The organism is Enterocloster sp. (assembly GCF_057861365.1).
Genome location: NZ_DBMACH010000005.1, coordinates 55744 through 70322 on the forward strand (window position 1 = coordinate 55744; position 14579 = coordinate 70322).

A 14579-nucleotide genomic window follows, 5' to 3' on the forward strand; every position below is an offset into this window, starting at 1 on the left:
GCCTCTTTCATACAGAAGAGTCCTGGATCAGACTACAAAGGAGGGCAGGGTCAAAACCCGTATCTATGAATCAGATGAGTACAACTTACCGTTTAGGTGTCGATATCGGCTCCACCACCGTAAAGGTGGCTGTGCTGGATCAGGAAAACCGTATCCTTTTTTCCGACTATGAACGCCATTATGCCAATATTCAGGAAACTCTGGCAAAGCTTTTAAAAAAAGCGGTATCACAGACCGGAGATATTCTTGTTATTCCTGTGATCACCGGCTCCGGCGGCCTGACACTCTCCTCCCATCTTCATATCCCCTTTGTACAGGAGGTCGTAGCCGTTGCCTCCTCTCTTCAGGATTATGCGCCCCAGACTGACGTAGCCATTGAGCTGGGCGGTGAGGACGCAAAGATCATTTATTTTACCGGCGGAATCGATCAGCGCATGAATGGCATCTGTGCGGGAGGCACCGGCTCCTTCATCGACCAGATGGCCTCCCTGCTTCAGACGGACGCCTCCGGCTTAAATGAATATGCCAAAAATTATCAGGCGATCTACCCCATTGCAGCCCGCTGCGGTGTATTTGCCAAATCGGATATCCAGCCCCTGATCAATGACGGCGCTACCCATGAGGATCTGGCGGCTTCTATTTTCCAGGCAGTGGTAAACCAGACCATCAGCGGCCTGGCCTGTGGCAAGCCTATCCGGGGAAACGTGGCATTTTTAGGCGGTCCCCTCCACTTCCTTCCGGAGCTGAGAAAGGCATTTGTCCGTACCCTTCACCTGACGCCGGAGCAGACCATTGCCCCGGAGCACTCCCACCTGTTTGCTGCGGTGGGCGCCGCTATGAACCCTAAAGAAGATCAGACGCCCCTTTCCATAGCGGATCTGATCAAAACCCTTTCCTCCGGGGTGCAGATGGATTTTGAGGTAAAGCGCATGGAACCTCTTTTTAAAAACCAGGAAGAGTATGATGCTTTTCTTGCAGACCATGCTCACAATCATGTAAGATCCTCGGATCTTTCTTCCTATGAAGGGCTTTGTTATCTGGGTATTGATGCCGGCTCTACCACTACAAAAGTGGCCCTTGTAGGCGAGGACGGCTCCCTTTTATACCGTTTTTATGAAAATAACAACGGAAACCCTCTTGCAGCAGCCATCCAGGCGGCCAGAGAGATAAACGAGCAGATGACAGACAAGGCAAAAATCGCATGGTCCTGCTCCACGGGATATGGAGAAGCCCTGTTAAAAGCCGCTTTTTTGCTGGACGAGGGAGAAGTGGAAACCATTTCCCATTACTATGCGGCCGCCTTCTTTGATCCTGAGGTAGACTGCATCCTGGATATCGGAGGCCAGGATATGAAGTGTATCCGCATCAAGGACGGCACCGTAGACAGCGTACAGCTAAACGAGGCCTGCTCCTCCGGCTGCGGTTCCTTCATCGAAACCTTTGCCAAAAGCTTAAATTACAGTGTAGCGGATTTTGCAAAGGAAGCACTTTTTGCCAAAAATCCCATCGATCTTGGCACACGCTGCACCGTATTTATGAATTCCAATGTAAAGCAGGCCCAGAAGGAGGGAGCGACCGTAGCAGATATCTCTGCCGGACTGGCCTACTCTGTGATTAAAAACGCTTTATTTAAGGTAATCAAAATCACAAATGCCTCTGATCTTGGAAGCCATGTAGTGGTGCAGGGCGGAACCTTCTACAATGACGCCGTGCTCCGCAGCTTTGAGCGGATCTCCGGCTGCCGGGCTGTCCGTCCTGATATCGCAGGCATCATGGGCGCCTTCGGAGCAGCCCTGATCGCCAGAGAGCGCTACCACCTGGGCGGTGAAAAAGAAACCTCTACTATGGCTTTAGACAAGATCATTTCCTTAAAATATACCACCTCCATGGCCCGGTGCAAGGGATGCAATAACCACTGTGTCCTGACTGTGAACCAGTTTGGAAGCAGCCGCCGGTATATTTCCGGAAACCGCTGTGAACGTGGCCTTGGAATGGAAAAAGCCAAAAAGGAAATTCCGAACCTTTTTGACTATAAATACCGCCGGATGTTTGACTATGAGCCCCTTCCCATGGATGAGGCAGACCGGGGCTGCGTAGGGATCCCCAGAGTTTTAAATATGTATGAAAATTTCCCCTTCTGGGCTGTATTTTTCCGTAAGCTGCGCTACCATGTGATCCTCTCTCCCCAGTCCACAAAGCAGATTTATGAGCTGGGTATTGAATCCATTCCCAGCGAATCGGAGTGTTATCCTGCCAAGCTGGTCCACGGCCATGTATCATGGCTCATCCGCCAGGGTGTGAAGTTTATCTTCTATCCCTGCATCCCCTATGAACGCAACGAAAGCCCTGAGGCCGGAAACCATTATAACTGCCCCATGGTCACCTCCTATGCGGAAAACATTAAAAATAACGTAGAAGCCCTGGAAGAGGAACAGGTTCGCTTTATGAACCCCTTTATGGCATTTACAAACGAAAAAATCCTTACAGATGCGCTGGTAAAGGAGTTTTCCAGTTCTTTCCAGATCCCTGCGGCTGAGATCCGTATGGCAGCCCATGCTGCCTGGCAGGAATTAACCGCCTCCAGAGAGGATATCAAGAGAAAGGGCGAAGAAACCCTGAAATGGATGAAGGAACACGGCAGGCGCGGCATTGTTCTGGCAGGACGTCCCTACCATGTGGATCCGGAAATCCACCACGGAATCCCGGATGTGATCACCTCCTATGGCTTTGCGGTGCTCACGGAAGATTCTGTTTCCCATCTGGGAAAGGTAGAACGGCCTTTAGTGGTAACAGACCAGTGGATGTACCATTCCCGCCTCTATGCGGCAGCCAGCTTTGTAAAAACCCAGGACAATCTGGATCTGATCCAGCTCAATTCCTTTGGCTGCGGTCTGGACGCCGTTACCACAGACCAGGTTTCCGACATCCTCACACGGTCCGGAAAGCTTTACACTGTGCTTAAAATCGACGAGGTGAATAACCTTGGCTCTGCCCGCATCCGGATCCGCTCCCTCATTGCGGCCATCCGTGTAAGAGACCAGCGCCATTATGAGCGCAAGATCATTTCCAGCGCCTATAACCGCGTGGTATTTACAAAGGAAATGAAGAAGGACTACACCCTTCTCTGCCCCCAGATGTCGCCCATCCACTTTGATCTGGTAGAGCCCGCGATCCGGGCCTTTGGCTACAATATCGAAATCCTTCAGAACCACAATAAAAATGCAGTAGATGTGGGGCTTCGCTATGTGAATAACGACGCCTGCTATCCCTCTCTCATCGTCATTGGGCAGATCATGGATGCACTTCTGTCCGGAAAATACGATTTAAACCGTACAGCCATCTTTATGACCCAGACCGGAGGCGGATGCCGCGCCTCCAACTACATAGGCTTTATCCGCCGTGCCCTTGAAAAAGCCGGCATGAGCCAGATTCCTGTGGTTTCCATCAATGCAAACGGCATGGAAACCAATCCGGGCTTTTCCATCACCCTTCCTCTGCTTACAAAGGCTATGCAGGCGGTGGTATACGGCGATATCTTTATGCGGGTTCTCTACGCGACCCGACCTTATGAAGCAGTTCCGGGAAGCGCAGATGCGCTCCATGAAAAATGGAAGAAACGCTGTATCGCCTCCCTGTCCAAGCGCTCTGCAGCTATGATGGAGTTTGGCCGGAACATCAAGGGAATCATCCGCGATTTTGACCGTCTGGAGCGAAGGGATATCAAAAAGCCAAAGGTAGGAATCGTAGGAGAAATCCTTGTCAAATTCTCTCCCCTGGCAAATAACCATATCGTAGAGCTTCTGGAAGCCGAAGGAGCGGAAGCCGTGATGCCGGATCTGATGGACTTCCTGCTTTACTGCTTCTACAACAACAATTTCAAGGCAGAGCATCTGGGCAAGAAGAAGTCCACTGCCCGGCTGTGCAATGCGGGAATTGCCCTTTTGGAATACTTCCGCCGGACGGCCAGAAAAGAGCTGGCTGCAAGCAGACATTTTGCACCTCCCGCAGCCATCAATGAGCTGGCTGATATGGCAAAGGGCTTTGTATCCCTGGGCAATCAGACCGGAGAAGGATGGTTCCTTACAGGAGAAATGCTGGAGCTAATCCACAGCGGCGTGAAAAACATCGTCTGCACCCAGCCCTTTGGCTGCCTGCCAAACCATATCGTAGGAAAGGGCGTGATCAAAGAGCTTCGCAGGAATTATCCCGACTCCAATATTATTGCCGTAGACTACGATCCCGGTGCCAGCGAGGTCAACCAGTTAAACCGCATCAAGCTTATGCTAGCAACGGCGCATAAAAATCTGAAAAAAGAGATGGAACCGAAGGTTCAGGTGTAAAATTAAAGAGGATCTGCCGCACCCGATGGATATGGCAGGATCCTCTTTTTCTTTTGTATGTTAATCTTTTATTTTACCCTTCATACAGCGGATACTTATCGCAAAGTTTTGCAACCTCAGCCTTAATATACTCTTTCTTATTTTCAAAATCCGTTGCAGTCAGCCAGATACATTCTGCGATCTTTTCCATGTCCTCTTCCTTTAAACCTCTGGTGGTGACAGCCGGTGTACCGATGCGGACGCCGGAGGTAACAAAGGGGCTTCTGGGATCATTGGGAACGGTATTTTTATTCAATGTAATGCATACCTCATCACAGCGGTTCTGAAGCTCTTTTCCGGAAATATCCAGACCGCGCAGGTCAACCAGCATCAGATGATTGTCCGTACCGTCGGTTAAAAGTTTGAAGCCCTGCTTTTTAAGAGCCTCTGCAAGGGCCTTTGCATTTAAAACAACCTGATGGGCATATTCCTTAAATTCAGGCTTTAAGGCTTCGCCCAGACACACTGCCTTGGCTGCGATCACATGCTCTAAGGGACCGCCCTGGGTTCCCGGGAAAATGGCCTTATTGAAGTTAAACTTCTCTGCCGCCTCCTTATTTGCCAGGATCATGCCGCCTCTGGGACCTCTGAGCGTCTTATGGGTGGTAGTAGTCACTACGTCTGCGTATGGAATGGGGCTTGGATGCTCTCCCGTTGCCACTAAACCTGCAATATGGGCCATATCCACCATCAGATAGGCGCCTACCTCGTCCGCAATCTCACGGAAGCGCTTAAAGTCAATGGTTCTTGCATAGGCACTGGCTCCCGCCACGATCAGCTTTGGCTTCGATTCCCTGGCCTTGCGCTCTACCTCGTCATAGTCAATGAATCCCTGATCGTCTACGCCGTAGGGTACAATATTAAAATAAAGGCCGGAAAAGTTTACAGGACTTCCGTGGGTCAGATGGCCGCCGTGATCCAAATTCATACCCATAACCGTATCTCCCGGCTTTAACATGGCTACAAATACCGCCATATTGGCCTGTGCGCCGGAATGGGGCTGTACGTTGGCGTAATCACAGCCAAACAGCTTCTTTGCACGTTCGATTGCCAGATCCTCCACTACATCCACACACTGGCAGCCGCCGTAATAGCGCTTTCCTGAGTATCCTTCCGCATACTTATTTGTAAGAACTGTTCCCATTGCCATCATTACCGGCTCCGAAACAATATTTTCAGAAGCGATCAGCTCCAGATTCTGTCTCTGGCGTCTGCACTCCGCCTGAATCGCCTCGCCCACTTCCTTGTCATAGCCTGTAATAAAATCCATAACTGTATTTACCATTGCAGCCTACCGTCCTTTCCGCTCTTTTCTGCGATTATAACCTATCTGATTATAAAATGCAATACTCCCTGATACGGACACATTTTCGGTTTTGTCTGCAAAATAACTGTCAATTCTTAAATTTCCATGCTTTTATCACTACCTGAAGGCTCCGGTTTCCGTTATATTCATTTACAGTGGGATAATAAATAATGTCAATCTGACGGTTTGAACCCATTTCCTCCATAAAGGCATCTCCATCCCCAAACACAATCCCATCCATGGAAAAGCCCCGTTCATTTACAAGGGAAAGACGCACTACATTGCGGTTTTTTCCCATTACACGGGCGCTTCGTATCCCCATGGCCTTCTGAGCAAACTGGGGCTTTTCATTGCCCTGTCCAAAAGGCTCAAGCCGTTCCAGATCGCAGATCAGCTCCTCTGAAATATATTCAAAGGGCATTGCCACATCAATCCATACTCTGGGGATAAAATCATCAGGCGTAAGCTTATCTGCCGCATTTTCATTGAGCCGTCTGCGGAATTCTCCTACATCTGCTTCTTCCAGTGAAAAACCGGCCGCCATGGGATGGCCTCCGAATTTCAGCAGCAGATCCTTTACCTCTACCAGGGCATGGAACATATGGTAGGCCTCGATAGAACGGCCGGATCCCTTGGCGCATCCTTCTGCCCTTGTAAGGACAAAAACAGGCTTATTGTACCGCTCTCTGATCCGTCCGGCTACAATTCCAGCCAGGGACTCATGGCAGTCGGGCAGAAAGACCACTAAAACCTTGTCATCCTTAAGCTCTGTTTCCACCTGAAGCGCCGCCGCATCCACATTCTCCTGCGTCATAGCCTTTCTCCGGTCGTTTAATTCCTTTAATTCCTCTGCAATAGAATCCGCCCTTGCAGTATCTTCGCACAGCAAAAGCTCCATGGCCAGTCTGGCCGTCTGAAGCCGTCCGCTGGCATTTAAACAGGGCCCCAGGACAAAACCGATATGGTACGCACTGATATTTGCCGGATCCAGCGCATTTTTATAAATCAGGCTTTTAAGGCCCGGATTTCCGGTCACAGCCAGACGCTTTAAGCCCTCCTTTACCACAATCCTGTTTTCATCCTTCAGCTTCATCACATCTCCCACCGTAGCAATGGCAGCAAGCTCCAGAAATTCCAGCCATTCCTTACGGCTGATGCCGTATGCTTCATAGAGAGCGCCAACAAGCTTAAAGGCCACCATGGCTCCGCAGATCTCCGGCCACGGATACCGGCTATCCCTGCGCTTGGGATTTACAATTACATCTGCGGGAGGCATCAGGTCTTCCCCTGTTTCCTCATTGGTCTGGATATCGTGGTGATCTGTAATGATCACCTCCAGCCCCAGCTCCTTTGCCAGGGCAATCTGGCTGATGGCGGCAATGCCGTTGTCACAGGTTACAATAGTCTGTATCCCGTCTTTTGCCGCAGCCTCAATGATATGCTCGTTGATACCGTAGCCGTCCCGGATCCGCTCCGGGATCACATAATCCGCACAGGCTCCAATCCGTTTGAATCCCTTATATAAAATAGCAGTGGAGCATACGCCGTCGATATCATAATCACCCACGATCCGCAGACGCCGTTTTTCCTGTACTGCCCTGCTGATCCGTCGGACCGCCTCCTCCATATCGGGCAAAAGCCCGGGGGAATAAAGATCCTCCAGGCTTCCATTCAGATAGCGGTCAAATTCCGCTTCGCTTTCAATATCCCTGTTTCGTATAATTCTGGCTGTCACCGGACTGATGTGAAACCGTCCTGACAGAGCGTTAAAATCAGCTTTTTTTGCATGAAGCATCCAGATTGATCCTGTCATCCTGCTGTCCTTTCTCTTATGTCATTTCTGGGGATTTTTCTTACCCCTGCCCATCCCCCGTTTCATTTCCTCCGGGAATCATCCTTCCAAGCAGCCCGCCAATCACAGCCGGCAGCAGCCATCCAAGACCGGGAGCATAGCCTGGAAGATGCCTCATACCTTCCGTTATGCCCGGAATCGCAAGAGCTGCCTGATCCATGGTCCAGACAACGCTTACCGCCGCCGTAAACAGGATCGACAGACGGTACACCCAGATCCTGCGCCCTGTAAACCGCTCCATAAAAGCTAGAGCAATGAGAACAATCGCGATCGGATAAACGGCATTTAAAACAGGAACGGAATATTTCAAAATACGGTCCAGTCCCGCGCTGGAAATCAAAAGGCTGATAACTGCAAAAACCACCGTCCATATCCGATATCCAACGCATGGCGCCAGAGTAGAAAAAAACTGGCTGCAGCAGCAGATCAGTCCCACACAGGTATTCAGGCAGGCGATAAAAAAGATAATCCCCAAAATCACCATTCCCGAAATGCCAAAAAGATCTCCGGCCACAAAGGTCAGGATTCTGGCTCCGTTGGTGCCTGCTCCCGCCTGCTGTCCTACAGGGCCTCCAATATAGGCCAAAGCACCATAGACCAGAGATAAAAGGATCCCCGCCATAAGTCCGGCCTTTATCGTTTCCCGGATTACGGAATCCTCTCTGGAAATCCCCTTATTTCTTATATTAAGAGAAATGATAATGCCAAAATTTAAAGCCGCAAGCGTATCCATGGTCTGATACCCTTCCATAAAGCCTCTCACCGAAGCTCCTGCCGCAAATTCTGCCACTGTCTCGCCCACTCCCTCCATGGGCCAGATCAGCCTTCCCGTAAATAATACTGCAATCAGGATCAACAGTGCCGGACAGGTCACCTTGCCCAAACGTTCTGAAAGGGTTTCCGGATGAACGGACAAAAGAAGGGCAATGGCAAAAAACACAAAGGAATATCCCAACTGAGCCCAAAACTGAACCGTCATGCCCGTATGGCCCAGATAATCTCCCAGCTGGACTCCCGCACCGCTGAGAACAGGAAGCAGCGTCATCTCAAAGGAAGTGCTTGCAGTTCTGGGAATCGCCAGGAAGGGGCCGATCGCCAGATACGCGGTTAAAGTAAATAAAAGCGAAAATCTCCCGCCCACTTTTCCCGCCAGCTTTTCAAGTCCTCCTGAAACAGCCACCGCAGCCACTCCCAGAACCGGAAGCCCCACTGCGCTGATCAAAAAGCCGGCCATAGCCGGAATCACCTGAGCGCCTGCCCGTGCAGCCAGATCCGGAGGAAAGATCAGATTTCCCGCACCGAAAAACATCGAAAATAAAGTAAATCCTACCAGAAGCAGATTCTGGATGGAAAGCTTTTGTATTGTCATAAATCTCCACCTGTTCTGTATCCGATTGCGTCATTTTTTATCGCCGCTGCCTGCAAAAATATCTGCAGAGCTTCTTATCATCATACCATATTCCGGGGCAGGTTTCAACTGCGGCAAAATTCCTGCAGGTAAAATTCCTACACAGTTTTTACACAATTCTGTCACAGTTTAATCGTATTCTATTCTGGTATATGAACTACATTAAAGTGAGGGAACACCAGATTATGACCAATGAACAGTATTACAGCCTGATCCAGTCCTATGAGTATGCCAGAAAAATCCTGATTTCCCGACTGGAAATACTGGATCACAGCCTGTATGGGAACCATACCGAAAGCGGGCCTGTCCATACCATCCAAAGCCGGATCAAGTCAAAAGACAGTATTGAGGAAAAGCTTAAGCGCTCGGGAAAAACAAACAGCATTGCCAATGCCAGAGATTATCTGTTAGATATCGCCGGAATCCCGGTTTATTGCCTTGATACAATGGAATATTTTCCCGTAGAGGTTCAGCTGCGCACTATGTCCATGGACTTCTGGGCCAGTATGGAACACCGTATCTGTTACAAAAAGAATCCTCATGGCCGGGAACAGCTGAGCCGGGATTTTAAAATTTATGCGGATATTTTGGAAGAAATCGAACGACAGCTGGAAGGCTACAGTGATGTAAAGAAAAAGATAGAATAATTGCAAAAAACCTCGTAAGCAAAACACCTACGAGGTTTTTATCATGCGCCAGAGAAGATTCGAACTCCCGACACTACGGTCCGTAGCCGTATGCTCTATCCAGCTGAGCTACTGACGCATCTTTCATTACTTTGGCTTGTCTGCCTCAGCAACGTAGATTATTATATGCGATAAAACTCAAAATGTCAACTACTTTTTTCATTTATTTTATTTTTTGTTTTTTGTCAGTTTTACATCTCCATAAAAAGTTGTTTTCCGACAGCTGCAGCAGATATTTTCTTTCATTTGATTTATTTTGACACAGAATCTTTATTTACATTCTTTTCTGAATCATTTATAATTTATTTATATTTTTTTAATATTTTAAGGAGGGTTTCTTATGGTACTGCAAACACAAGCTCTTATTATCGTAGCTGCCTATCTGATCGGCATGCTGTTGGTTGGCTTCATCGTGGGGAAACTGAAGATCAAAGACAGCAGCGACTATATGCTGGCCGGACGGCGTATGGGACTTTTTATGGTGGCATTCTCATTGTCAGCCAACAATATCGGCGGCGGTTCTACTACAGGACTGGCGCAGAAAGCCTACGGCGAATGGGGAATGAGTGCGATCTGGTATGTACTGACCGCATCCATCGCTATGATCCCATTGGCTTATTTCGCCCCGAAGATCCGCAAAACCATGGCTGTGACCATTCCTGAGGTTGTAGGACGCAGATTCGGAAAAACATCCAGTACTCTGACTGCGGTTTTGAGTATCCTGTCCCTTTTCTGCCTTACCTCATCCCAGATTGCAGCCTCCGGCACTGTAGTAGCCAGCCTGACCGGAATTCCTACCAATGTAGCTCTGCTGATCGCAGGCGCTGTAGTGATTCTCTATACTACCTTTGGCGGCATGATCGCAGACCAGATTTCAGATTTGGTCCAGTTCGGCATCATACTGATCGGTCTTGCTGTTGCCACCCCCATCGTAATCCACGGATGCGGCGGATGGGACGCCATTTCTGCGGCTCTTCCTCCTGCTCATTTAAGCTTTACGAAAATCGGCTGGGTAACGATCATCGGATACATCTTCAACTATTTCTGCACCTTCCTCGCAGGCCCTGAGATGGTATCACGTTTTGAAACTGCAAAAAGTGAAAAGGTCGCAAAGGAAGCCGCCTGGCTTTCTGCTGTACTGATGGCGGCCATGTCCATTTTCCCGACACTTCTGGGCCTGGCAGCTCTGGCTACCATGCCGGAACTGGCCGACGGCGGAAAAAATGCCATGATGGCCGTTACCTCCGCCCATGCTCCCGGAGCCATCGTCGGCATCATCTCTGCCGCTATCATCTGCGCCACCATGTCCTCTGCGGACTCTAATCTGTTATGTATGTCCACCATGCTGATGAATGACCTGTATCTGAAATACGGCGGCAAACAGCTTAAGGATAAGCAGGTTATCGCCTACACCCGTACCTGCAACGTTGTGGCAGCAATCATTGCCATGATCATCTCCATGGCAGGAATCCCCATCGTAACTATGAACACCTTTGCCTTTGGCATCCGGTGCGCGGGCCCCTTTGCAGCCTACGGACTTGGCCTGATCGTACCAAAGGCGACTAAAAATTCCGGTATTCTCTCTTTGATCGGCGGAACGATCGGTTTCTGCTTCTGGCAGTATCTCAGCGGCGGAGGCTTTAAATTTGGCATTCTTCCTGTGGTATTCGGCTGTGCAGTCAGCGTAGCTGTATTTTTCCTTGTAAATGCCATCGAATGGAGCCGCGGTGTAGAACCCGCCCCCTCTGCCTATATGGATGAGAAATAATCTGTTCTGAAACCAGAATTACAAAAAGCGCCGTCGCTTCCTATCTGCTATGGAAACTACGGCGCTTTTTTACTGGGCTGGCGGGATTCGAACCCTCGTATGCAGGAGTCAAAGTCCTGTGCCTTTACCGCTTGGCGACAGCCCATTATATTAAAAAATCCTCTTCTCATCATCACGAAAAGAGGAAAGGGTGAGTAGAGGGATTCGAACCCTCGGCCTCCAGAGCCACAATCTGGCGCGATAACCAACTTCGCCATACCCACCATATATCATTCAATTAGAGCTTACGCTCAATGAGCCTGAAGGGATTCGAACCCCCGACCCACGGCTTAGAAGGCCGTTGCTCTATCCAACTGAGCTACAGACTCATCCGTGATGCTTGCCGCATCAACGTGTTATACTTTATCATACTTTATCAAGAAATGCAAGCACTTTTTTTATATTTTTTTAGTTTTTTTATTCTGAAATTTTATCCCGCTTTTAACCAGGATTTCACTTACATGTCTCCACATATTTCCCGGTCTGCGCTATGGATCATACAGCTGATCCTCTTATATACCAGGGCAGTCAGAAGAGAAACGATCACTCCTTTTAATAAATTAAACGGAGCTACACAGAAAATCGCCAATCCCCACACACTGCTTACCGCCGGATTAATTGCAGCCCCCGCTTCCAGGATATTATCCAGAGGCATGAACCGGGAATAAAACGGAATCATTACAAGGGCATTGATCATCGCCCCCACTGTAGCCATTAAAATAGTCCCCACTGCCATTGCCTCAATTGCTCCTTTTTTCGTCTTACGGAGACGGTAGATCATTCCTGCAGGCACGACCATAGAACAGCCGATCACAATATTAGCAAACTCTCCCACAAAACCGGTAGAAGTCGGTTTGAGAAGAAGCTTTACCAGGATCTTCACTCCCTCCATCACAGCACCTGCTACAGGTCCCATAGCAAAAGTTCCCACAAGTACCGGAACTTCAGAAATATCAAGGCCGTAAAAACTGGGAGCTATAAAAGGAAGAGGCACCTCAAACAGCATCAGAACTGCCGCCAGAGCTCCAAACATTCCCATCAATACTACCTGCTTTGTTTTCATCTTCATTGTCAGATCCTCCTGTTTTGATGTAATCTGCCGGGGTAAAGAATGCCAGCAGCAGGCTTAACCAAAACATCTCCGCTTTCTCTCCCACTGACAAAAAAATCCCGGCTGATCTTGGATCCTCCGGGATAAAATACGCATTTTATACAGCAAATCTGCATCCAGGTCTGCTCTGCCCATCTTCTCTCATCCAGACTGTAACTGTCGGTTCCGGAATCACACCGGATCAACCGCATATGCGGGTCGCGGACTCTACCGCCGGTAGGGAATCTCACCCTGCCCCGAAGAATGTATCTGATGTCAGTATACTCCCGTCAGGGCATTTAGTCAAGCTGTTTTTAGGCACAAAAAAAGCAGGTGATGGGAATCGAACCCACGTATCTAGCTTGGAAGGCTAGTGTTCTACCATTGAACTACACCTGCACGAACAAGAAGTATTATAAAACAGGATGAGGGAATTGTCAACTGTTTTTTCAAAATTCCCTCATCTTTACCAGAAATAAACCAAAAAGAAAAAATCTTTTTTCAATTTCTCACGTTTATCTATGGCTAGTCTGAACTGTTACTAAATTCACGCAAAAACAGGCGAGTAAGGTCTGCGGCCTCCTTTCCTGCCTGTTTTTGCAGTGCTGCAACTGAACTATAAATTTATGTATCTTACAGCATAATGTACTTCCCGATAAACAGCACCGCCAGCACATACATCAGCGGGCTGATCTTCTTTTCCTTCATTTTTCCGGTCACTACATTGATTACAACGTAGGAGATAACGCCCATTGCAATTCCTTCGGAAATGCTGTACATGAAGGGCATTGCGATGATGGCAACGTATGCGGGAATGGCTTCTGTGAAGTCATCAAAGTTAATCTTTGTAATAGAGGTCAGCATCAGAAAGCCTACTACTACCAGAGCCGGAGCCGTTGCAAAGGACGGGATGGCCAGGAAAATCGGGGACAAGAACAGGGACAGTCCAAAAAGGATTGCAGCTACAACTGCGGTAAGTCCCGTACGTCCGCCCTCTGCCACGCCGGATGCACTCTCTACAAATGTGGTAGTGGTGGAGGTACCAAGCATAGCGCCCACAGAGGTTCCGATGGCGTCGGATAACAGGGCGCCGCGGATCCTTGGGAGCTTTCCATCCTTATCCAGCATATCTGCCTTGGAAGCCACGCCAATGAGGGTTCCAAGGGTATCAAACAGGTCTACGAACAGGAATGCAAACATGACTACAAAGAAATCCAGGGATAAAATACCGGAAAAGTCCATCTGCATTAAGGTAGGCGCCAGACTGGGAACGCTGATTCCATTGGAAAAATCAGGCAGCAGACTGTACATGCCAATCTCAGGATTTACCTGATAGATTCCAAGAAACTGGCAGAGAATGCCAAGGCCCCATGTGATCAGAATACCCCAGAGGATGTTTCCTTTTACGCCCTTTACAACCAGAATACCTGTAACCAGAATACCCACTAGAGCCAGAACGACTGTGATCCCTTCACTGTTAAACAGACCATTTTCTACGGAGCTTTTAAAAGAATACACGCCTACCAAAGTCGCGCTGTCTACTACAATATGCGCATTCTGCAGGCCGATAAATGCAATGAAAAGTCCGATACCCACAGATACCGCATGTTTTAAATTCATAGGGATGGCATTGAAAATCGCCTCGCGTACATTTGTCAAAGACAGAAGGATAAATACGATACCTTCAATAAATACGGCTGCCAGAGCGGTCTGCCAGCTATACCCCATCTGCAAAACAACGGTATAGGAAAAATACGCATTTAAGCCCATACCAGGAGCAAGTACAAAGGGATAGTTGGAAAATGCCGCCATTAAGAGCGTCGCGATAAGAGCCGCCAGAGCGGTAGCGGTAAATACAGCGCCGCTGTCCATTCCACAGGCGCTCAGTACACTGGGATTAACTGCCAGAATGTAGGCCATTGTCATAAAAGTGGTAATTCCTGCGATGACCTCTGTTTTTACATCTGTCTTATTTTCCTTCAGGTGAAATATTTTCTCCAGATCCATACAAGTTTCCTCCTACTTTTTCATTCCATGTTCCGTTTTGCCGC

At 48.7% G+C, this 14579-nt stretch carries 8 protein-coding genes, 5 tRNA genes and 1 riboswitch; of the genes, 3 read left to right on the top strand and 10 right to left on the bottom strand.

The genetic code is table 11. The features are described 5' to 3' along the window. The first annotated feature begins 65 nt into the window (after positions 1 to 65). Positions 66 to 4340 carry an acyl-CoA dehydratase activase-related protein gene (locus ACZM6M_RS06945; RefSeq protein ID WP_489490014.1) on the top strand — a complete coding sequence of 1425 codons (4275 nt, stop codon included), beginning with the start codon at positions 66 to 68 and terminating at the stop codon, positions 4338 to 4340. A 73-nt stretch (positions 4341 to 4413) separates the two neighbouring features. Here ACZM6M_RS06945 and glyA read toward each other — a convergent pair whose 3' ends face one another. The 3 genes from glyA to brnQ form a co-directional block, all read right to left on the bottom strand. Beyond that, positions 4414 to 5664 carry a serine hydroxymethyltransferase gene (gene glyA / locus ACZM6M_RS06950; RefSeq protein WP_337434308.1) on the bottom strand — a complete coding sequence of 417 codons (1251 nt, stop codon included), beginning with the start codon at positions 5662 to 5664 and terminating at the stop codon, positions 4414 to 4416. A 109-nt stretch (positions 5665 to 5773) separates the two neighbouring features. Beyond that, on the bottom strand, positions 5774 to 7498 hold the full coding sequence (recJ, locus tag ACZM6M_RS06955; protein WP_418926785.1) for a single-stranded-DNA-specific exonuclease RecJ: 1725 nt from the start codon (positions 7496 to 7498) through the stop codon (positions 5774 to 5776). A 40-nt stretch (positions 7499 to 7538) separates the two neighbouring features. Then, positions 7539 to 8906, bottom strand: coding sequence for a branched-chain amino acid transport system II carrier protein (gene brnQ / locus ACZM6M_RS06960; protein WP_418926784.1), 1368 nt, complete (start codon positions 8904 to 8906; stop codon positions 7539 to 7541). Between the two features lie 224 nt (positions 8907 to 9130). Between brnQ and ACZM6M_RS06965 the strand changes: the two genes are divergently transcribed. Continuing rightward, entirely contained in the window at positions 9131 to 9592 is a 462-nt protein-coding gene (locus ACZM6M_RS06965) for a GTP pyrophosphokinase (protein WP_489490017.1), read from the top strand. A gap of 44 nt (positions 9593 to 9636) precedes the next feature. Here ACZM6M_RS06965 and ACZM6M_RS06970 read toward each other — a convergent pair. Continuing rightward, positions 9637 to 9710: transfer RNA gene (locus ACZM6M_RS06970), tRNA-Arg, on the bottom strand. A gap of 261 nt (positions 9711 to 9971) precedes the next feature. Here ACZM6M_RS06970 and ACZM6M_RS06975 point away from each other — a divergent pair. Next, complete coding sequence (locus ACZM6M_RS06975) at positions 9972 to 11399, top strand: sodium:solute symporter family protein (RefSeq protein WP_066544522.1); 1428 nt, start codon at positions 9972 to 9974, stop codon at positions 11397 to 11399. Between the two features lie 72 nt (positions 11400 to 11471). Here ACZM6M_RS06975 and ACZM6M_RS06980 read toward each other — a convergent pair. The 6 genes from ACZM6M_RS06980 to ACZM6M_RS07005 form a co-directional block, all read right to left on the bottom strand. Further along, positions 11472 to 11544 (bottom strand) — tRNA-Gln (locus tag ACZM6M_RS06980). A gap of 44 nt (positions 11545 to 11588) precedes the next feature. Continuing rightward, positions 11589 to 11662 (bottom strand) — tRNA-His (locus ACZM6M_RS06985). Positions 11663 to 11693: 31 nt separating this feature from the next. Beyond that, positions 11694 to 11767, bottom strand: a tRNA-Arg gene (locus ACZM6M_RS06990). A gap of 128 nt (positions 11768 to 11895) precedes the next feature. Beyond that, positions 11896 to 12507 (bottom strand): ECF transporter S component, encoded by a 612-nt coding sequence (locus ACZM6M_RS06995; protein ID WP_066544524.1) that lies wholly within the window; start codon positions 12505 to 12507, stop codon positions 11896 to 11898. 171 nt (positions 12508 to 12678) lie between these two features. Further along, positions 12679 to 12797: riboswitch (FMN riboswitch) on the bottom strand. Between the two features lie 59 nt (positions 12798 to 12856). After that, positions 12857 to 12927 (bottom strand) — tRNA-Gly (locus ACZM6M_RS07000). 234 nt (positions 12928 to 13161) lie between these two features. Beyond that, a complete protein-coding gene (locus ACZM6M_RS07005) occupies positions 13162 to 14535 on the bottom strand; it encodes an NCS2 family permease (protein WP_340274809.1) in 1374 nt (457 codons plus the stop codon). Positions 14536 to 14579 lie beyond the last annotated feature (44 nt).